The sequence below is a fragment of the Gimesia sp. genome (assembly GCF_048260065.1).
Classification (GTDB): Bacteria; Planctomycetota; Planctomycetia; order Planctomycetales; family Planctomycetaceae; genus Gimesia.
Genome location: NZ_JBLXHC010000009.1, coordinates 303146 through 323357, shown reverse-complemented (window position 1 = coordinate 323357; position 20212 = coordinate 303146). Strand labels below are relative to the sequence as shown.

Genomic DNA, 20212 nt, shown 5'->3' with positions numbered 1-20212 from the left:
AATCCTCCATGAAATGAGACTTCACCAGTCTACCAGACTTACCGCATTCGCGCTAGACTAAAATGTGACGCGCTCTAGATTCTAAATTATTGCCAACTTTCTCAGCGTTCGTGCCGATGATAAATTGAAGCAGGCAGTTCGGAATGGGCTTGACGTCAGCCCTGCCAGATCGTAGGATACACAGTAACTATGCAAATTCGTTGTAGAGCGTAGAGTAAGGTTGTAATCAGATGTTCCGTTTCACCATCCTCACCTTCATCACACTTCGTGTGACTTTTTGCCCGCTTTTTTGTGTGGCAAGTGGGGATATTGCGCGACCGGTCGCCTTCTCGCCAGCCCACACTTGTACGTGTGTTTCAAGTGAGAGTCGTTCATGCCCGGCGGGCTGTCCCTGCGATTCGCCATCTCCGTGTGAATCCGGCTGTGTTTGCCAGATCACGCCCGAACTGAACAGTCGGATCGTTTCCTCCGATCTTGCGTGGTCCCTCGACTTTGCGCCGGTGTGCTTCGGCACGCTGGACTTCTGCAGAGCCTGCGCATCTCGCTGCGAAGATCATCCGCACCGCTTCGGACTCGAAAGCGGACGTGACGTTCGTCTCGTCTTCGCATCTCTCTCGCTATAGGCCGCTGCTGGCCTGCGCTCGCTGACCAGCGAACTCTGCTACCAATTACATTTGTAATTACGCGTTGAGTTCAGATTTCTGGTTCGCCTGCGCTCCTTGGTAAGCACTTGGATTGCGCTTCGCCTTCCGTGCTTTTCCCATCTTCACCCAGCAGGAGGTACTATCGTGAATCATTCAGTCATCCATACGCCAGAGACGAGCCTAGGTCTATCATCCCCAGAGTCGGACGTGAATAATAGTCCTGGTAAGTCTCCCGGCACCACTACGAAGCCGCGTGGCAAGATTCGGCGGATTATATCGCTGGTCCTCGGCGGCATCGGGCCAACCTTGGTTCTCATTGGCTTTGCAGCGGTATTCTATTTTGGCCACCGCAACGATTGGAAAATCCCTAAGTTCGCCGCATTGACTGGCTCTGCGGAGGCTGTTCGGACTGATTGGTGCGAAGAGCACTCGGTCCCGGAATCGATTTGTGTCCAGTGTGATCCAACACTGATGCCCAAAGGACCAGACTACAGATGGTGCCCAGAGCACGGCGTTCATAACTGCCCGCTCCATCATCCTGACGTTGCCCAACTGAAAGAAACGCCAACTGTTCTGGCAAGTGACTTGGAGCGGGCGGCACGGGCACTCGCCATTGCTCCGCGAAAGGAAAACAACAGCGCCTGCGCGGTTTACGAGACGCGCATCCAGTTCGCTTCGGTCGAGTCCGTGAAGCAAGCTGGTGTCGATGTGGAATTGGTTGAGCGACATCCGATTGTGGAATCCATTTCCGGCAGCGGCGAGATTGTCTACGACCCGACTCGACTAGCGAGTTTGGCTTCTCGATTGCCCGGCAGCGTGTGGATGGTCCAAAAGAACGTCGGAGACAAAGTTGCCAAGGGCGAACTTCTCGCGGTCATCGATGCCCCTGAAGTCGGCAATCTGAAATCGAATCTACTGCGTTCGCTCGCCGAAGAGAAGTTGCAACAACAGAACGTATCGAGACTCACCCAGGCTCGTGAAGTGATTGCTGGATCGTTGATCCTCGATGCAGAGGCCGCGTTGGCCAAAGCCCAGGCCGATGTCCTGAATGCCGAGCAATCACTGCGAAATCTTGGCTTACCAGTGCAGGTCGATTCTTTGCGAAGCATGTCTGACCGGCAGGTTCTGGACAGCCTGCGGTTGCTCGGAATTCCCGATGAGATTCGATCACAGCTTGACAGTCTGACAGCAACCACCAACTTACTGCCAATCGTTTCACCGATTGATGGTGCTATTTCCAAGAGAACCGTAGCGCCGGGTGAAGTCGTTGATCCGACACGAATTCTATTTCAAGTCGCCGATACGCGACAGATGTGGCTCACTCTGAGCGTTCCGCTGGAGAGCATGGACCAGCTTGCTGTCGGTCAAAGCGTCCGATTTCAAGCAGACGGCAGCCGACACGAAGTCCAAGGCCAACTGGACTGGATCAGTACAGCCGCAGACAAGCAGACTCGCATGGTGCAAATTCGAGCCGTGCTTCCCAATTCCGATGGCCATTTGCGAAGTGAGACATTTGGCAGAGGGCAGGTCATCTTGCGAAACGAACCTGATGCCATCGTGATCCCAAAGGGGTCGTCACACTGGGAGGGCTGTTGTCAGGTCGTGTTCGTCCGCGACAAGAGTTATTTCGACAGTCCCGAAAGCTTCAAAGTATTCCACGTTCGCTCAGTGCGTTTGGGGGCGACCAACGGCAACTACACAGAAGTGATCTCTGGTGTTCTTCCGGGCGAGGTGATTGCCACTGTGGGCAGCGACGTGTTGCGAGCGCAGTTACTAAAAAACAATCTCGGTGCAGGCTGTGACTGCGTCGCTGAATAAGGAGCGCATGGATGCTTAATTGGCTCATTGATTTCTCGCTACGCCATCGTGCGTTAGTGATATTGGCGGCAGGTCTGTTCGCTGTCGTTGGTGCGTTTTCGCTTCAGCAACTCGACATCGACGCCTTCCCGGACACGACCCCGGTGCAAATCCAAATAAACACCGTTGCGCCGTCGCTGGCGTCGGAGGAGATCGAACGACAGATTACCTTCCCAGTCGAGCAGGCGATTAGCGGTTTGCCGGGACTCAATCAACTGCGATCTATTTCCAAGTTTGGATTGTCACAGGTCGTAGTCATTTTCGACGATGGCATCGACATCTACTTCGCTCGACAACTGATCAACGAACGGCTTTCAACAGTCGAACTGCCTGCCGGGATCAGCCGACCGCAGATGGGACCAGTGTCAACCGGATTGGGTGAAGTCTTCCACTACGTCTTGGTGTACGACGGCGTTGACTTCTCGAAAGTCTCGAAGGAGGAGCGTGTCAAGCGGTTGACCGAGTTACGAACGATTCACGATTGGGTCGTCAAGCCTCAATTGCGATCAGTGCGAGGGGTCGCCGAAGTCAACAGTTGGGGTGGTTACGAAAAGCAGTATCAAGTGCGGCTCGATCCCGAGCGGCTATTCAAGTATGGACTGACGTTTGAACAGGTCTCAGACGCGCTCCAAACCAACAACGAAAACGTCGGCGGCGGAACGATTACCGATGGCAGCGAAATGTTGCTCGTTCATGGCGTGGGACGAACGGTCAACATCGAAGAGATCAAAGACATTGTGATCACGTCCGAAGATGGCGTGCCGATCCGCGTCCGCGATGTCGCTGACGTGCAGATCGGCCACGAAATTCGTCGCGGAGCAGTCACCGCCAACGGTCGCGGCGAAGCGGTGCTGGGGCTGGGTTTCATGCTGATGGGCGAAAACAGTCACGACGTCACGTGGTCGATCAAGGAAAAAATCCAGAGCATTCAAGAAACGTTGCCGGCCGGCGTAAAGATTCAAACCGTCTACGACCGCACCGAGTTGATTGATCACGTCATTCACACCGTCCAGAAAAACCTGTTCGAGGGCGGACTGTTGGTGGTCGCGGTACTGTTCATCTTTCTCGGCAATCTGAGGGCCGGACTGATCGTGGCGATGGCGATTCCCCTATCGATGCTGTTTGCCTTCTCCGGGATGCTGAAATTCGGGATCGCTGCCAGCCTGCTGAGTTTGGGTGCGATTGATTTCGGTTTGGTCGTTGATAGCTCGGTCGTAATGATTGAGAATTGCGTGCGACATTTGGCTCACAATCGAGACGGGCGCAGTCGTTTGCAGATCATTCGCGACGCAGCGGTCGAGGTTCGCAAACCGACGATGTTCGGCGAACTGATCATCATGATCGTCTATCTGCCGATCCTGACGCTCGAAGGCATCGAAGGAAAACTGTTTCGACCGATGGCCATGACCGTCATCATGGCTCTTGCCGGCTCGATGGTTCTGTCGCTGACTCTCATGCCTGTCTTGGCTAGCCTGTTTCTCCCAAAAAACATCCAAGAAAAAGAACCGCTGCTGATCCGCGTACTCAAGCGGCTCTACGCACCCGTACTGCGGTTTACGATGCATCACAAGGCGTTCGTGATCGGGTCGGCCCTGCTCTTGCTCGTCAGTGTTTTCGGCCTCGTTGCTCCCAATCTTGGTTCGGAGTTCGTGCCTCGGCTTTCCGAAGGTGCCATCACAATAAACGTGGTGCGACTGGCCGGAACCACGATGGAGGAATCCATTCGCTACAACACGAAGATGGAGCAAGTGTTGTTGGAAAAGTTTCCGGATGAGATCGCACAGGTATGGAGTCGTATCGGGACAGCGGAAGTCGCAACCGACCCAATGGGTACCGAGCTGACCGATCTGTTTCTCACACTTCATCCGCGCGAAAGATGGATGCGGGCGGAGACGCAGGAAGAACTGACGAAGCTTGTGCAGGAAGAACTGCGTGACCTGCCCGGTCCACGACTGGCCATGTCACAACCAATCGAGATGCGGATGAATGAGATGATCTCGGGCGTCCGCTCCGATGTCGCTGCCATTCTGTACGGGGATGACCTTGACCTAATGGTCGCCAAAGCATCGGAAGTCGAGCGGGCCTTGCAGTCCATTCCCGGTGCCGAGGACGTCAAAGTCGAACAAGTTTCCGGCCAGCCGGTGCTCCAAATTCGAGTGAAGCAGGATGAAATTGCTCGTTACGGAATAACGGCCAGTACGATCATGAACCTCGTTCGCGCACTCGGAACCCATAATGTCGGGGAAGTTTACGAGGGTCAATTGCGATTTCCGCTTATTATTCGACTGCCGGAGAAAGCTCGTGCCGATCCCGACGCGATCCGTCAGATTCTCGTTGCGACGCCATCGGGTGAGCGAATCCCGCTATCACGATTGGCGACCATCGAAAAGGTCGAAGGGCCGAATACGATCAAACGGGATTGGTACCAGCGGCGGATTACGATCGAAGCCAACGTGCGTGGCCGCGATCTTGGCAGCTTCGTCGCCGAGGCACAGCGTGTCGTTGATGAAAAGGTGCAGCTACCGGCGGGACGATATCGCATCGATTGGGGTGGGCAATTCGAGAATCTACAACGCGCTCAAACGCGGTTGATGATTGTCGTGCCGGTTGCACTGTTGATGATTCTATCGCTGCTCTACATGACGTATCGCAATTGGGTTGACTCGTTTCGAGTCTTCACCGGCGTTCCATTTGCATGGATTGGCGGCATTTTGGCGCTGTGGATTCGTGACATGCCGTTTTCCATTTCGGCTGCGGTCGGATTCATCGCGCTGTCCGGCGTCGCAGTACTGGACGACATGTTGCTTGTTTCAACGATTCGACTACTTCGCCGGCGCGGACGTTCGCTTGACGAAGCAGTCGAAGAAGCAGCCATGACTCGGTTGCGACCGATTCTGATGACAACTCTAGTCGCCAGTCTCGGGTTCGTGCCAATGGCCTTCAGCACCGGAATGGGCGCGGAGGTCCAGAGACCGCTGGCAACAGTTGTGATTGGTGGCGTCTGTAGCGCGATGATCATGAGCTTGCTTGTTCTACGCGTGCTCTATGTCGTGTTCAACCTGCCGGTGGAGAGTCTGCATAAGAATGATGATAGAGGAGACGATGACGGTCATCGTCTTGAACCAGACGAACCGATTGAGCCGGAACTCAGGCATACCCCTGAACCGGCATCGATCTAACTTCAGTTCGGCGATGCCGAAGGAGAATCTGATGAAGTGGATGTTTCGGACGCGCAGCCTTTGGATTGGGTTGACGACGATGTTTGCGCTGCTTTCACTGAGCGTGGTCATGTTGAGTGGTTGCGGCAAGGGTGAGGCGATGAAGAAAGATCCCGCCGGGGCAGCGGCGGTGACCAATATCGATCACAGTCACGGGGGTTGGTGGTGCGTCGAGCACGGCGTGCCCGAAGAAGAGTGTGCCCAGTGCGACAAATCGTTGGTTGCAAAATTCAAGGAGGCCGGTGACTGGTGCGAAGAACATGATCGCCCCGAATCGCAATGCTTCATTTGCAGCCCCGCACGAGTCCACAAATTCGTCGCTCGCTACGAGGCCAAGACCGGCCACAAACCGCCCAAACCGGAAGAATAGGAATGTCTCGACCGAGTGATCATTCATTGCGCCAGCTACTGAAACGAACGGGCGGCGCGCTGCTGGTCCAACCGGGCTGCATGTGTGGCTGCTCCGCACCGACGACCTGTCTCTCGCCAGGCTGCGGAAGCGACTGTTTCCACGATGTTGTGGCGAAACTGGATTTACGGTCACGCACCGATGATGACCAAGAAACAAACTTCTTTCCCAAACAAAGAACGCAGTGATTGTCCTTGTGGCTGGGGCTTGAGTACGTGTTTCGCCAGCCTGTGAAACCGTGCGTCCCCAGCCACACTCTTATCCGAACGCCCTAACCCCAACGCTTAAACGAAAGGAGAGTTCCATGTAGCACATTCTATATCACCCCGTAGTCTGTCGTTTTTTCCATCAAGTGTTTCCCGAAAATGGAGTCTCAATATGTATCGTTTGTTAACTTGTGTCGCGCTGGCCTTGGCCGTTTATTCAACGAGTTCCTTGTGGGCGGCTGACGACACTGTAAGTGCCAACACCATAAAAACGACTATCACCTTGCAGGTGCTGACGTGCGAAGGCTGCGCCAAGAATATTGCCGCAGAATTGTCCGAAGTGCCCGGAGTGGGCGGTGTCAAGACGGACGTGAAGTCCAAGACTGCAACCGTCACTCCCAAGGTCAATGCGATACTCTCGCCGCTGCAACTGTGGGAAGCCGTTGAGAAGGCCGGTAAAACACCAGTCAAGCTTACAGGCCCCAGTGGAACCTTTACATCTAAACCGAAGATGTGATACGCAACATGTGTTAATGCGATGCCGCCAATGCCGGAATCATTCCGACTTGGCGGTATTCTTTACAGGAAAGCGAGTCACATGTCAGGCTCCAGAAAACGTGGACGGCCTATTGTATACAAGCTTGAAGATCGTCGGCGATTGGCGGAACTAATTCGCTAGTACAGCGTACGCGGAGCGCGTGAAATGTCGGCGAACACTACCTGTGTTGCCACATTGCTAAAGATCGCTGTCGAGTTTGGAATCGAATTGAAGAAGGGACGACGACCGCGCCGTGCAGCTTGAGGGCCAGCCAGAAATATCAGGACAAGTAAGCGGCATAGGGGAATGATGGAAATCGATGGAATGTGAACTATGAAAGAATACCGTTTCCGAGTTGCCAACCTGGATTGTGAGAATGACGCTGCGCGTTTGCGTCGGTCGCTCGCATCTCAGTCGGATGTCGAGTTGCTTCAAATCCTGGCTTCTTCGGGAACCGTTCGTATTCGAGCCGAGGAACAGAAAGTCTCGCAAGATGACCTCGAAGGCCAGCTTCGTGAGTTTGGTTTCCCCGTTCAGAAACGGGGTGAAACCGCTGAACCGCAGCCGTTCTGGAAAGACCCGAAGGTTCTTTCCTCGCTAATCTCAGGCGTGCTGCTGCTTGTCGGTTGGTTGCTCGGTTACGCCCTTCCTGATTGGCTGCCGCTGACGCTGTATACGCTCAGTGTTCTGGTCGGCGGATACTATTTCGGTCGCGAAGCAATTGAAGAAGTGCTCTTCGAGCGGCGGATTGACATTGAGCTGCTGATGACGGTCGCCGCCATTGCGGCCTACGTGCTCGGCCAACCTGCCGAAGCGGCGATGCTGGTGTTTCTGTATTCGATCAGCGAGGCGCTCGAAGGATACACGGAATCGAAGACACGGTCGGCGGTTCGAGCGCTGATGGACTTGGCGCCCAAGACCGCCTTGCTGCTTATCGATGGAAAAGAACGCGAGATTCCTGTCGAAGACCTGCGAGTCGGCGACATGTTTCTCGTCAGGCCGGGGCAGGCAGTGGCGACTGACGGCGAGGTGGCTGCTGGTCGCTCAAGCCTTAATCAGGCTCCTGTGACCGGTGAGAGCCTTCCGGTCGAGAAGCAACCCGGCGAGACGGTTTTTGCAGGCAGCATAAATGGTGAAGGCTCTCTGGAGGTAAGGGCGACGAAGGCGTTTGCCGAGAACACGATTTCACGCATCATCCAGATGGTCGAAGAGGCTCAGGAACGCAAGGGGGAAAGCCAGCGGTTCATCGAGCGATTTGGCTTCTGGTACAGCCCCGCCGTTCTACTGATTGGCTTCCTGCTTGCGGTTATTCCGGCCTTGTGGTTTTCCACATCCGGGACAGACTGGACGATCCGTGCCACGGTGTTCATTGTCGCGGCGGCTCCGTGTGCCCTAGTTATTTCTATCCCGGTGACACTTGTCGCCTCGCTCGGCACGGGGGCGCGGAATGGGGTGCTGATCAAAGGGGGCATATACGTCGAGCAACTGGCGCGTATCAGGGTTGTAGCCCTGGACAAGACGGGCACGATCACCCGAGGTCAACCGGAGGTCACGGAGGTCATTTTGGCCGAACAGGATGAGTCGATTCCCCCCCGTCAGGAGATCCTCGCTGTGGCGGCAGGCATTGAACGGCTGAGCCAACACCCATTAGCGCGAGCCATCCAGAGCTACGTTGAGGCGGAAGGAGTCGACCCCGCTGAAATTGCAGCGTTCAATTCTCTGACCGGTGCGGGGGCTTCGGCGACCTTCAATGGAACAACGCTGCACATCGGCAAGCCAAGTTTGTTCGAAGATCAGCTTGGTATTAGTCTTGATCCGCTTTGGGAGCAGATAGTCCGCCTCCAGGCCGAAGGCCAGACGGTTGTGGTTTTCGGAGACGACCGCATCCCGTGGGGGCTGTTCGCCATCCGCGACAATATCCGCCCAAAAGCCCGTCAGGCCATTGATGACTTGCGCAGGACTGGAGTAGAGAAAGTGGTCATGCTCACCGGTGACAACGAGCGCACGGCCCAGGCGATTGCCAAAGAGGCCGGCATCGACGACTGCTATGCCGACCTAAAGCCGGAGGACAAGGTCGCAAAGGTGCGTGAACTCGCCCGAAGCCTCGGACATGTCGTGATGGTAGGAGACGGAGTCAATGACGCCCCGGCGCTGGCTGAAGCCACGGTCGGCGTGGCAATGGGGGCGGCTGGCACCGATGTGGCTTTGGAAACAGCGGACGTGGCACTGATGGCCGACGACCTGGAGAAGCTGGTTTACGCCCTACACTTGGCCCGCCGTAACCAGCGGGTCGTTCGACAGAACCTCGTCTTGTCGGGGCTGGTGATCAGTGTGCTGGTTGTCGGGGCGGTGGCCGGTTGGTTCTCGCTCCCGATCGCCGTGCTTGGACATGAACTCAGTGAGTTTCTGGTAATCGGCAACGGTCTACGGATGCTAAGGGACTGAGAAAGCGGATGAGAATGAGCGATGTACGCTGCGTTTTTGCCTGACAGGAATACATCATGCGAACAATCATAATCAACGCACTGCCAGTTGCGATATTTATGCTGCTTGCGAGCTGCGGTCCGGAGACAGGAACGCAGGAGGGGCATTCTGTGGGTCACGAGGCCGTGATTGTGTTGACCGATGCGATTTATGAAGAGCACGTGTTGCGTAGCAATGAGCCAGTGCTGGTTGACTTTTGGGCGGCTTGGTGCCAGCCGTGTCTGGAGATGAAACCTATCATCCGGGAACTGGCGGAAGAGTACGATGGACGGGTCAAGATTGGACAAATGAATGTAAAGGACAATCCATTCACGACCGCGAAATACGAGATCGAGGCGATACCGGCACTCCTGCTCTTTCAGGACGGAAAACTCTTCAGGCGAATCAATGGCAGCAAAACGAAAGACGAGTTGGTTCGCCTACTGGAATCGGTACTCGTGCCAGCGGATCGAACCGCTGTTGAAAAATAGCGACGAGGCGGTTACTCGTCATACCCGTGGAGACCAGGACTTGGATCTGGTCTGAACGACAGCGGTGTTCGACAGAAATAATGTTCATCCTACGCCATTTCATATTTCTCCGATCAAATAGATTCTCAGCCACGGGAAAGTGATGATTGGAATCGGTGGTGACGACAAACTGGCGTTTGACCTTGGAAATCAGGCCTTCTTCACGCATGGTCCGCCGCACCGATTCGAGGCAGCATCGCAGGTTTTGTTCCAGGATGTCTTCAAGAACTTTGCGATAACAGTAGACGGAGTCGCTATCACGATACGCCTCGTGGATCTGTTCGCGGTGCTTTTCGATCCAGGCGTACTTTAGTTGCGATCCATTGTACTGCTCAACGTCAAAATATCTTTTTCTCCAGGTGACTGGTCGTTGTTGCCTTAGGACGCTGTACGGCTAGGGTTTGTTTTGTGCCAAGGGACGGTGATTGGACACGCAATGGAGCCGACAGAGGTCTCTTGTCTCATGGCCATGAGACGGATTGACGGGAGCCTGGAACCGCACGCAGGCCCCAACTGTTCAACACGCGATTTGCGCATTGCCCGCGCAGAGAATCACAACGTCAACCGCGCCAAGAGAACTCAACACTGGAACGCAGTCACGGGTGGTGGGGCGTGCGAAGAGGCGTCCGCCAGATTGTTGGCCACAGGCAATTCGGTCGCATCAGCCCAGGCAAAGAGCAGATCGTTTTGCGTCAGCCGTTGCTCTGACGTGTCAACAGATGCAACGATTGTCGTCGCCCGGTGGTACTCGCATGCTGGACATTCGCAAGGGGTGCAGTCTTTCGCATCGCCGCAGCACGCGTCGTCGTGGGTCGAAATGCCGCACTGGCAGAACGCACTGGGCACCCACGCCAGCGGCGCAGCGATCAGGACCAGCAAAGCTGCCGTCAAAGAGAATGCAGCTCGGAATTTACTCGCGGAACTGGTCATACTCCAAATAGTCTCCCATACGCCCGGCTGACGCGTCAAGGGCTGAGGCGGCTTAGCCGAGACCGTCAGACCGACGAAACAGGGGCCGGGCGGTGCATCAGGAAAATGTCCCGAAACAACGAGGAAGAGATCAGTAACAATCTCCGCGTAAACTATATATCTACAATTCATCCTTCTCGTTATGGCCTCCTGGGTGGTGCCTTTCGCTTGATGCTCAAGAAACGCAATCATCCGCATGCGGCAGGAACTCAATGCTTCCAGTGACGACATCGTAAATCGCACCGATGATCGCAACTCGACCTTCCTGATGAAGAGTGCTGATCAACTGACTTCGCAACAGAGCCGCTTCGGCCATAGCGCGGACCTGGCGACCGAGGTCACGGGTCAGGCGCTGGCCGCTACGGAACCGCTCATTGCCGTCACGGAGTATTTGCAGTACTTTCCGAGGAGTGAGAGTACATTGAAGCACTCGGGTGGAAAAGTCCACGTACTGAATCTGATCCCTAAACTGATACTTATTCTTGAACCCTATTAAGCTCACCTGCACGCCTCGCGCCGGTGCTGTCTCCTCGGAGAAATCTCGCAAGAGATCGAGTATATCCGGGTCTATGTAGTCCGTGTTCTGAGCGTTGAACAGCACCTGGCCTTCGCGCGGCACTGCATCAAGGACTTTCAACAAGGCGGCCCGATTGAGAAAGCTTACCTGGTTGGCGAGCTCGATGTGCAGGACGTCGCAGCCCACGTGCTTCTCAACAAAGCGACGGATCGGGCGGCGCAGGTTGCTGTTGAGAATGAAGCCAAGGCTAACCGCTAATCCGATCAGAACCCCGACCAGCAAATCGGTTAGAACGATGGCCGCTACCGTCAGAGCGAAGGGGATGAACTGATAGCGGCCTTCATCCCACATCCGCTTTATCAACTTTGGACTGGCGAGTTTGAAGCCCGTAACCAGCAAGACAGCGGAATCATGTTCAGCCACATCGGAAACAACATGACGCTCACGAGAAGTAGTGCCCCATGCACGATTGTGGCCAGCTTTGTCTGACCTCCGGCATGGACATTGACGGAGCCACGGATGACGACAGACGTGATGGGAATTCCGCCGATCAAACCCGCGACCGTGTTGCCGATACCCTGATCCAGCAGTTCGCGGCTCGGAGGGGATCTGCGTTGTTGCGGGTCGAGCTTATCGACCGCCTCGAGGTTCAACAGCGCCTCCAACGACGCCACGATGGCGATGGTTAATCCGGCCATAGCTTAATGCCGTACTCCTCATTGGATGTCAACATGTCTGGAATCGGAATTCTTCGTTCACTTGGCTCGATAGGTCAAGAGTCGCAGGGCGTTAAAAACCACAAGCAGCGTTGAACCTTCGTGGAACAGGACTGCGGCGCCCATTTGCAGTCCGAGGATTGTCGCGGGGATCAGGAACGCCACCATACCAAGACTGAACCACAGGTTCTGTCGAATGATTCGGCTTGTTTGACGGCTCAACCCGACCGCGAAGGGGAGGTGATTCAGGTCGTCCGCCATCAACGCGACATCCGCAGTTTCCAGAGCAATGTCCGAACCGGCCGCACCCATTGCGATGCCAACCGTCGCATTTGCCATTGCGGGCGCATCGTTTACGCCGTCGCCGACCATCGCCACGCCCTCTTGCTTGCTGAGCTTCTTGATCGCCTCGACTTTGTCGTCCGGCATCAAGTCCCCCCAGGCTTCGTCGATTCCAACTTCATTGGCGACGGCATCGGCGACCTGTTGATTGTCGCCAGAAAGTATGATCATCCGCTGGATGCCAAGCTCTCGCAGGCGGGCAATCACGTTCTTGGCCGCTTCTCGCGGCGTATCCATCAGACCCAAAACACCAAGGTAGGTATCACCGCGACGCACGATCATCGTCGTGCGGCCGTCAGCTTCCAGTGCTTCGACTCGCTCCCGCAGCTCTTCAGGAAGCGGCGGTCCATCAACTTCTCCAAACAAGTCGTCTTTGCCAATGTACACCGCCTCGCCGTTGATGTTGGCTTTGACGCCACGCCCCGTGATGGATTGTAAATCGTGGGCCTGAATCACCGATTCGCTGTCGAGGCGTTCGCGTCCACCACGTACGACCGCGGCGGCAAGGGGATGGTCACTGAGTTCTTCCACGGCGATGGCAACCTGCAACAACTCATCCTCGGCGACGCCATCTGAACTCACAACGTTGGTTAGCCATGGCTTGCCTTCGGTCAACGTGCCGGTCTTGTCGAAGGCGATGGCGTGGAGCCTTCCCAGATTCTCCAGCGGACCACCGCCTTTGACGAGCACTCCGCCCCGAGCCGCGCGCGAGATGCCGCTGAGAACCGCGCTTGGGGTCGAAATTGCCAGAGCGCAGGGACTAGCCGCCACCAACACCGCCATCGCGCGATAGAAAGATTTGGTGAATGGCTCGTCGATTATTGTCCAGGCGAATAATAGCAAGACAACCAACGTCAATGCTGCCGGAACGAAGTAACGCTCGAATTTGTCGGTGAACAGTTGCGTGGGCGACTTTTGGGTCTCGGCCTCATTCACCATTTGTACGACGCGGGCCAGCGTGGATTCACCGGCGATCTTGGTCACCTGAATCTCCAGAGCGCCACTTCCATTGATGGTGCCGGCGAAGGCGCGATATCGGGCGTCGAGCCGGTCGGCATTCTCCGTCGCCTCTTGCAGATTATCGACGGCCTGTTTATCCACAGGGACGCTCTCGCCGGTAATCGGGGCCTGATTGACGCTGCTCTGCCCCTTGACGACAAATCCGTCGACGGGAATACGTTCATTGGGTTTGACAATCACTACGTCCCCGACCTGGAGTTGCTCCACGGGTAATTCTTGGGTGCTGCCTTCACGGCGGACCAGTGCGGTTTGAGGAGCAAGTTCGGCGAGGGCTTCAATGGCCCTCTTAGCCCGGCCCATGGCATAATGTTCGAGTGAGTGACCGAGGCTGAAGAGAAATAGCAGCAAAGCGCCCTCAAACCATTCTCCGAGCGTAGCCGCGCCGATGGCCGCCACCAGCATCAGGAAGTCGATCTCAAAACGGCCAGCACGAATATTCTCAATTGCTTCGCGAAACGTAAAAAAGCCGCCGAAGAAGTAAGCGGCCAAGAATAGGCTCCACGGTGCCCATTGATTCACAGCAGCGAACGATAGCAGCCATCCGATGAGCAGCAGCCCGCCGCAAAGCGCGGCAAATCCCAACTCCGTTCTTTCACCCAATAGGCCATCATGTTCGTGATCGTGTTCTTTCGCGACAGGTCGGTCATCGGCTTCCGTTAGTTCGCCGTGTGTCGCCTTCTGTACTCTCTTTTCAACAGTTTGCACACCGATTTTCGCTACCGCGATTCGGATGGCCTCTTCGTCGGTAGATCGGCGGTCAAACTCAATGCGCAGCACGCCGGCCGGGGAGACCGCGGCTTCCAGCACGCCTTGGATTTGATTCGCCCGTGCCTCGGCCGTGCGAGCCTGACGGGCATGCATCGGTTTTGAATTGAGCAAAAAGTGTCCGAACCGCTGGTCAAGATCTGCTCCTGCCCGTTTGGCCAGCGCCCGCACCTCGCCGAGGGAAATGCGGTTGGGATCAAAATGGATACAGATTTGATCCTGCCCCATGCCGATCGTGTTTTTGACATGTGCGGTCTCAATTCCTTCTTTTGCTGTCAGCAATTCTGTTAGGCGCAGGACGCACGCGTCACGGGCATCTGGAATTACCGGTAGGACCAGACCAATCTCAATCAGCGTCTTTGCACTCATCCTAGTTTCCACACCGGTTTTGTCCTTCAGGCTGGGTTGAAGAAGTTGTCGGACCCAATCCACGCCATCGCACGTATACTATCACGAATGTACAAAAAGGGCAAGGTATGATTAGGCCGCCCCTCGTTGCTCGCGGCTATTGCCGTCCGCATTGGGAGCGTCTTGCCTTATAATACATGTTTGTCGCGGACGAGGGCGCGCGTGATGGAATCTTGCACGCAGCGTTTCCCAATCCAGAATAAGTGCCCCACCTGTCACTTCATGTTGCTTCTTCCAATTCATCAGCAATGCCAGGCAGGCGTGATCGATGTAGCTTAGCCCCTTGAAATCGACGTGCAGGACGACGCCAGGCGGGACCGCCTCGAGTGCCGCCGCCCACTTCGGCAGAAGGATGAACGTCGCGGAACCTTCCATTGTCAAGTTATCAATTGTGTTACTTGCAGTGCCTTTTTCGTTGATTGGCTCTTTCTTGCTGATCTATATGCTTGGCTATAACATGAGCGTTGCCGTGTGGGTTGGCATCATTGCGCTTGCGGGTGTCGATGCAGAAACCGGAGTCGTGATGTTGTTGTACTTAGATGTGGCATACCACAAATGGAAAGACGAAGGGCGGATACATAGATTTGACGACACTGAACACGCAGTCATGGAAGGCGCGGTGTAGCGCGTGCGACCAAATGCGACCAAATGCGACCAAATGCGACCAAATGCGACCAAAGATGATGACGGTTATGGCGATCTTGATGGGATTGTTGCCGATCATGTGGTCCACAGGCTCAGGCGCCGACGTCATGAAACGTATTGCCGCCCCGATGGTCGGTGGGGTCGTGACGTCATTTGTGTTAGAGCTGCTGATCTATCCTGCCATTTACGCCATCTGGGAATCGTGGACAGATCTGCGAGACATCGATCACACTGCGGAAAAAGGTTGAATCAGGCACAACGTTGCTTTATGAGTCGTGCCGCTGGCTGTTCTCGAACCGCAATGGTCGCTGGATGCGCACTTTGCAAGCCCATTACGTACAGCAGCTTTCGCGAAAGCTGCTCATTTGCAGTCGATTCAGCGTTGCGCTTCAAAATACCCCAGTACGGTATGTGACTTGCAGCTACATCGACGAGAAGCGAGGAACATCGACTGATTCTGAAGTTTGCTCTGCGTCGACGCGCGGAGTTTCGTTATCTCCCATGAACAAGGAAAAACGCTATGAAGACCAATACTATTTTTCGATCACGGTTCAGCATCTGTGCAGGCGCTGGAGGCATTCTCCTCTCACTGCTTGCTGTCTCGTTGCAATCGCCTGCACTTGGGCAGAACAACTCGAAAGCAGGTGGCCAGAACGACAAGAAAATGTCGATGGAATGCCCCATGATGACTGGCCTGAAGGGAATCAGTTTGACCGCTGACAGTCCGCCGTTGCTGATGGCTAGAGCGAGTGAGTTGAAATTGACAGATGAGCAACAGCAGAAACTGAGAGCTATTACCCAGGAAGCTCAGAGTAAGGCAGCGGAAGTGTTAACCGAAGATCAGCGGTCAATGCTTGGCAAGTCGTCTGGCAAGGCAATGTCAATGATGGAGATCGCAATGATGAGAGCCAAGAAGATGGACGATAGTGAATCTGGCATGATGTGCCCCATGTGCAAGAAGAAGATGGAAGGCATGATGAAAGGAAAGATGAAGAAAAATACGAAGGAGCCGAATGGCAAGACAAAAACACAGTAGCCGTGTCGCGTCAGGCAAAGCACCACTGCCACTTTTCACCGCAGCAGTGTAGCGACGAGTTGGCAGTGCGTTTGTTTACATACCGTCCTTGGGTGGCCGAAAGACTGTGCGGACTCTCTTTGGCGGGCGAAGTGGCTAATTAGTGACTATTCTAAACCGGAAAAACTGTGATGAAAACTAAGAAAGAGATCATCTTAATCACGGGAAGTAGCGGGCGGCTTGGATCGGCGACGGTTAAGCGGCTTGCTGAGCGTTTCCAGGTGATCGGATTTGACCGTGCAGGTGATCCGCATCCGCCGACGGAGGCGGAATACGTCTGTGTTGACCTGACGAACGATGAGAGTATCGACGCAGGAATACATCGCGTTCGTGAAGGATACGGAACAAAAATTGCGTCGGTCGTACACTAATACTATGCTGCGTACTACGACTTCTCGGGAGATCCGAGTCCGAAGTATGAAGAAGTCACAGTTCGCGGAACGGAGAGACTGCTTCGTGCATTGCGTGAGTTTGAAGTGGACCAATTCATCTTCTCCAGCACGATGTTGGTTCATGCTCCCTGCGAGCCGGGCGAGCGGATCGATGAAGATTGGCCGCTTGATCCCAAGTGGGACTATCCCAAGTCGAAGGTCGCTACCGAGCAGGTCATTTCTAAGAATCGGTGTGCGATCAAGTCTATCAATCTCAGAATCGCCGGTGTCTATGACGACGATTGCCATTCAATTCCCTTGGCAAATCAGATAGCGCGGATCTACAAGCGGAAGTTGACAAGTCGAGTCTATCCAGGAGATCCATCCCGCGGTCAAGCATTCGTTCATTTAGACGACGTCGTCGACGCCGTCTACCGATGCATCGACCGTCGCGAGTAATTATCAGATGAATCAGTGTTTCTTATCGGAGAACCGAAAACGCTCGGTTGCACGGAATCGCAGTCAGAATTCGGACGATTGATTCATGGTGAGCCTTGGGAAACGACCGTGATCCCGAAGTCGGTTGCCAAGACGGGTGCGTGATTTCAAGATCACATGCCGTTCGCGGAGGAGCCTTTCATCAAGCCGTGGATGGTTGACTTGGCGGACGATCACTATGCGCTTGTCATCACCCGTGCGAGCGATGCACTGGGCTGGCAACCTAGCCGTTCATTGCGTGAAACGCTGCCCACTATGGTTGCCGCGCTGCGACGTGATACTTCGACTTGGTACCGCGACAACGGTCTTGTACCGCCATCCTGGGTAAAGCACGAAACGACCGCAGCCCTAGATAGTACGGACATTCGGATGATATCTGTAACGAATGCTGACAGTCAGATAAAGCCGGCGAAGTTGGTGGCTTTTTCCTCGTAGCGAGTGGCCACACGTCGACAGCGTTTGATTCTCCCTAAGAACCGTTCGATCTGGTTGCGATGTTTGTAGATCTTCCGATCATATCGCCTGCTCCAGTTGCGAGACGCTTTTGAACACGCCATTCCGGATACGGTCCTGGGTAATGTCGCGGAACCAGCGTTCGATGACGTTCAGCCACAAACTGCTTGTCGGTGTGAAGTGAATGTAAAATCGCTTGTGACGCTTCAGCCAGTTCTGCACCTTGGGGTGCTTGTGAATGGCGTAGTTGTCCACAATTAAATGCAGGTCCAACTCGGGGGGCGTCTGCTTCAATCCCCACCATTCGTTTCTCGGCAAATCGATTTTGCCACGTACCGACAGTTCGCCTGGTACAACCGAGTTCCACTGCAATGTCTTTATTCTCGCGACCTTGAGCTGCCGCGAGAATCATCTTGGCTCGCAGTACCAGTCGGGCTGGCGTGCTCCGCCCCCGCGACCACGTAGTCAGCAATATTCGTTCTGCAGCTGTCAATGTGACAGCAATTGCAATACGCACGTCTCAATTCTCCTTATCTGGAAAATCAGACGACAACTCTACCAAATAAGTTCCCACAATTTTAAATCACTACACTAGTCGTGAGAGTCTGGCCATTCAGGTGGGAACACGGCTGACTGGAGATGATGTGGTGGCAGCTCTGGATCGCGTCAAAGCGGCTCGAGACTGTCCTCAGTCAATCCGTGTGGATAACGGGCCCGAGTTCATTTCAAAGAGTTTGGACTGATGGGCTTACTTCAACAACGTTACTCTGGATTTCAGTCGGCTGGGAAAACCGACCGATAATGCGTATATTGAATCGTTCAACGGGCGGGTTCGTCAGGAATGTTTAAACCAGCATTGGTTTTTAAGCCTGACAGACGCTCAGGAACAAGTTGACCAGTGGCGGCTGGACTACAACGAAAACCGCCCGCACAGCTCACTGGGAAATCAGACCCCGGTGGAGTTATCGGGGGTTCCTTCGCTGCGTGGGCTGACGACGCCCCCTTCCATGATCCCTGCCTGTAAATAGGCTCGAATCAGTTTCAGGATGCGTCGATCCTTGATCCGTTGTGCCAGACGTCCCATCAGTACATCATGGTTCACGCGGTCAAAGAACTTTTCCAGATCCAGGTCGACAACCCAACGTTGGCCGGCTGCAATGTGCGCTTTGGCTCGATCCAGCGCCTGATGGGCGCTACGACCCGGACGGAAGCCGAAGCTGCTTTCCGAGAACGTGGGATCATATAACCGCGTTAGCACCTGCAACAGTGCCTGTTGGATCAGTCGGTCCATGACCGTTGGTATGCCCAGCATCCGCATCCCTTTCCCTCCCGGTTTGGGGATTTCCACCTTCCGAACGGGATCAGGACGATAAGTTCCGCTGAGCAGTTCCTCCCGAATCGCTTCCCAGCGCTGGCAACAGCGATCCCACAGTTGATCAACGGTCACACCGTCGACGCCGGGGGCTCCCTGATTACGAACCACACGCCGGTAAGCAGTCAACATGTTTTCTCGACTGAGTACCTCCTCTAAAGTAAAGAACGCTGGTAGTCTGATGGGATCAGTCCTTGCCGAGTCCGTTTGACGCGCAGACGACTTACCCTGGGCGGTTCCGCCGCCTGCTCTCGATCGTTGCTCAGGCATCTCAGCCTTCGGTCTGCGTCTGTTATCGGACATCGAAATTTCTGCATCAAACAGGTTAAAAGGTTCGGCCCTTCACGCCACTCAATACAGCGCTACTATGGCCTCGGCTGACTTCTGAAACGGCATCGCGACTCCTTGCAGAGGCACTAGCCAGACGGCACCGTTTCAGATCTCTCAGGGTAAGACGCGTGACTTTCCTCCCATATACCCGCCACATATACGCCGATTCGATCCAGATGACATCGGGCTTCGAGTCTTACAGCCCTCTCGCCCATCCAACCGGCGCCTCATATGTGATTCGTGTTCCTCGGGCCAGGAGTTTGCCTGCTGCTTCCTTCAGATTCCACCTCGCGGTGGACACCCTTGCAGTTCGGCTAAGAGTTCCTGTCATCAAGGCCTCCATCGGGACTTACACCCGACAAGTCACTTCCCGGATCGCTTTCGCTTACCGGTTGACAGCGTCAGGTCGTGACGCTGCGCGTCATGCCTGACGCACTGCGAAAAAATCATCCCTGGCGCGCCAGGGATGATTAAAACTTGGATTTCTAACATTCCAACTGGTACAAGGTTGGGGGCAAGATCAACAACACATTTACTTCTAGCTGTAATTATATTATAAATAAATTTAGAGATTGACCTAAAACTGTCAATATGCAATAATTACTTGCTTGTTATTAATAATAAATATAGCATATCTTCAAAGGTACCCAAGAATCATGGCAAACAGTATGTTAAGCACTTTAGCTGCTTTATCCATAGTGTTTCATGCATTGCTTGGTTGTTGCTATCATCATACGCATGCACACAATGACATACCTCACCATGAGCATAAAGAGAGTTCTCAGCTTACTTCACTTTGTTTGTCTATGCACGCAACAGCTTGGGTTTCGCACAATCACACTGATACAATAGCTAGCAACTCCTCA

The 20212-nt window shown here is 54.6% G+C and carries 11 protein-coding genes and 7 pseudogenes; 11 read left to right on the top strand and 7 right to left on the bottom strand.

Going from position 1 to position 20212, the window contains the following annotated elements; translation table 11 throughout:
• Positions 1-851: 851 nt before the first annotated feature.
• The 7 genes from ACN0YN_RS18310 (at position 852) to ACN0YN_RS18280 (ending at position 9826) form a co-directional block, all read left to right on the top strand.
• Positions 852-2462, top strand: a complete 1611-nt coding sequence (locus ACN0YN_RS18310) for an efflux RND transporter periplasmic adaptor subunit (protein ID WP_349680633.1) — start codon at positions 852-854, stop codon at positions 2460-2462.
• A gap of 11 nt (positions 2463-2473) precedes the next feature.
• Positions 2474-5680, top strand: a complete 3207-nt coding sequence (locus ACN0YN_RS18305; RefSeq protein ID WP_145190924.1) for an efflux RND transporter permease subunit — start codon at positions 2474-2476, stop codon at positions 5678-5680.
• Between the two features lie 31 nt (positions 5681-5711).
• Complete coding sequence (locus ACN0YN_RS18300; RefSeq protein ID WP_197996799.1) at positions 5712-6089, top strand: hypothetical protein; 378 nt, start codon at positions 5712-5714, stop codon at positions 6087-6089.
• Positions 6090-6091: 2 nt separating this feature from the next.
• The gene (locus ACN0YN_RS18295) at positions 6092-6316 is read left to right on the top strand and encodes a hypothetical protein (RefSeq protein WP_278465746.1); all 225 of its coding nucleotides are present in this window, start codon (positions 6092-6094) and stop codon (positions 6314-6316) included.
• 190 nt (positions 6317-6506) lie between these two features.
• On the top strand, positions 6507-6851 hold the full coding sequence (locus ACN0YN_RS18290) for a heavy-metal-associated domain-containing protein (protein WP_145190921.1): 345 nt from the start codon (positions 6507-6509) through the stop codon (positions 6849-6851).
• Between the two features lie 354 nt (positions 6852-7205).
• Positions 7206-9317 (top strand): heavy metal translocating P-type ATPase, encoded by a 2112-nt coding sequence (locus ACN0YN_RS18285; protein ID WP_145190918.1) that lies wholly within the window; start codon positions 7206-7208, stop codon positions 9315-9317.
• Positions 9318-9373: 56 nt separating this feature from the next.
• Positions 9374-9826 carry a thioredoxin family protein gene (locus tag ACN0YN_RS18280; protein ID WP_197996798.1) on the top strand — a complete coding sequence of 151 codons (453 nt, stop codon included), beginning with the start codon at positions 9374-9376 and terminating at the stop codon, positions 9824-9826.
• Here the strand turns inward: ACN0YN_RS18280 and ACN0YN_RS18275 are convergent.
• The 4 genes and pseudogenes from ACN0YN_RS18275 to ACN0YN_RS18260 form a co-directional block, all read right to left on the bottom strand.
• A complete protein-coding gene (locus tag ACN0YN_RS18275; RefSeq protein ID WP_228030879.1) occupies positions 9741-10142 on the bottom strand; it encodes an IS3 family transposase in 402 nt (133 codons plus the stop codon). The genes ACN0YN_RS18280 and ACN0YN_RS18275 overlap by 86 nt on opposite strands.
• 1002 nt (positions 10143-11144) lie before the next feature.
• A pseudogene (locus tag ACN0YN_RS18270) lies at positions 11145-12049 on the bottom strand (bifunctional SulP family inorganic anion transporter/carbonic anhydrase); the annotation flags it as partial.
• A 57-nt stretch (positions 12050-12106) separates the two neighbouring features.
• Complete coding sequence (locus ACN0YN_RS18265) at positions 12107-14563, bottom strand: heavy metal translocating P-type ATPase (RefSeq protein WP_145190912.1); 2457 nt, start codon at positions 14561-14563, stop codon at positions 12107-12109.
• A gap of 111 nt (positions 14564-14674) precedes the next feature.
• Positions 14675-14977 (bottom strand): STAS domain-containing protein, encoded by a 303-nt coding sequence (locus ACN0YN_RS18260; RefSeq protein WP_145190909.1) that lies wholly within the window; start codon positions 14975-14977, stop codon positions 14675-14677.
• Here ACN0YN_RS18260 and ACN0YN_RS18255 point away from each other — a divergent pair.
• The 3 genes and pseudogenes from ACN0YN_RS18255 to ACN0YN_RS18245 all read left to right on the top strand — a co-directional run.
• A pseudogene (locus ACN0YN_RS18255) lies at positions 14973-15495 on the top strand (efflux RND transporter permease subunit); the annotation flags it as partial. The gene ACN0YN_RS18260 and the pseudogene ACN0YN_RS18255 overlap by 5 nt on opposite strands.
• 272 nt (positions 15496-15767) lie before the next feature.
• Positions 15768-16283, top strand: coding sequence for a hypothetical protein (locus tag ACN0YN_RS18250; protein ID WP_145190906.1), 516 nt, complete (start codon positions 15768-15770; stop codon positions 16281-16283).
• 170 nt (positions 16284-16453) lie between these two features.
• A pseudogene (locus tag ACN0YN_RS18245) lies at positions 16454-17152 on the top strand (NAD-dependent epimerase/dehydratase family protein).
• A 555-nt stretch (positions 17153-17707) separates the two neighbouring features.
• Here ACN0YN_RS18245 and ACN0YN_RS18240 read toward each other — a convergent pair.
• Together ACN0YN_RS18240 and ACN0YN_RS18235 are read right to left on the bottom strand one after the other, a co-directional pair.
• A pseudogene (locus ACN0YN_RS18240) lies at positions 17708-17935 on the bottom strand (transposase); the annotation flags it as partial.
• A gap of 64 nt (positions 17936-17999) precedes the next feature.
• Positions 18000-18056, bottom strand: a pseudogene (locus ACN0YN_RS18235) (hypothetical protein); the annotation flags it as partial.
• A gap of 223 nt (positions 18057-18279) precedes the next feature.
• On the opposite strand from ACN0YN_RS18235, the pseudogene ACN0YN_RS18230 reads away from it, so the two are divergent.
• Positions 18280-18672: pseudogene (locus tag ACN0YN_RS18230) on the top strand (integrase core domain-containing protein); the annotation flags it as partial.
• On the opposite strand, the pseudogene ACN0YN_RS18225 reads toward ACN0YN_RS18230, so the two are convergent.
• Positions 18612-19148: pseudogene (locus tag ACN0YN_RS18225) on the bottom strand (reverse transcriptase domain-containing protein); the annotation flags it as partial. The pseudogenes ACN0YN_RS18230 and ACN0YN_RS18225 overlap by 61 nt on opposite strands.
• Between the last annotated feature and the right edge of the window lie 1064 nt (positions 19149-20212).

Coding starts and splice junctions, on each gene's coding strand:
- ACN0YN_RS18260 (WP_145190909.1), bottom strand. CDS start 14,977: ATGGAAGGTTCCGCGACGTTCATCCTTCTGCCGAAGTGGGCGGCGGCA.
- ACN0YN_RS18290 (WP_145190921.1), top strand. CDS start 6,507: ATGTATCGTTTGTTAACTTGTGTCGCGCTGGCCTTGGCCGTTTATTCA.
- ACN0YN_RS18295 (WP_278465746.1), top strand. CDS start 6,092: ATGTCTCGACCGAGTGATCATTCATTGCGCCAGCTACTGAAACGAACG.
- ACN0YN_RS18300 (WP_197996799.1), top strand. CDS start 5,712: ATGAAGTGGATGTTTCGGACGCGCAGCCTTTGGATTGGGTTGACGACG.
- ACN0YN_RS18250 (WP_145190906.1), top strand. CDS start 15,768: ATGAAGACCAATACTATTTTTCGATCACGGTTCAGCATCTGTGCAGGC.
- ACN0YN_RS18285 (WP_145190918.1), top strand. CDS start 7,206: ATGAAAGAATACCGTTTCCGAGTTGCCAACCTGGATTGTGAGAATGAC.
- ACN0YN_RS18280 (WP_197996798.1), top strand. CDS start 9,374: ATGCGAACAATCATAATCAACGCACTGCCAGTTGCGATATTTATGCTG.
- ACN0YN_RS18305 (WP_145190924.1), top strand. CDS start 2,474: ATGCTTAATTGGCTCATTGATTTCTCGCTACGCCATCGTGCGTTAGTG.
- ACN0YN_RS18265 (WP_145190912.1), bottom strand. CDS start 14,563: ATGAGTGCAAAGACGCTGATTGAGATTGGTCTGGTCCTACCGGTAATT.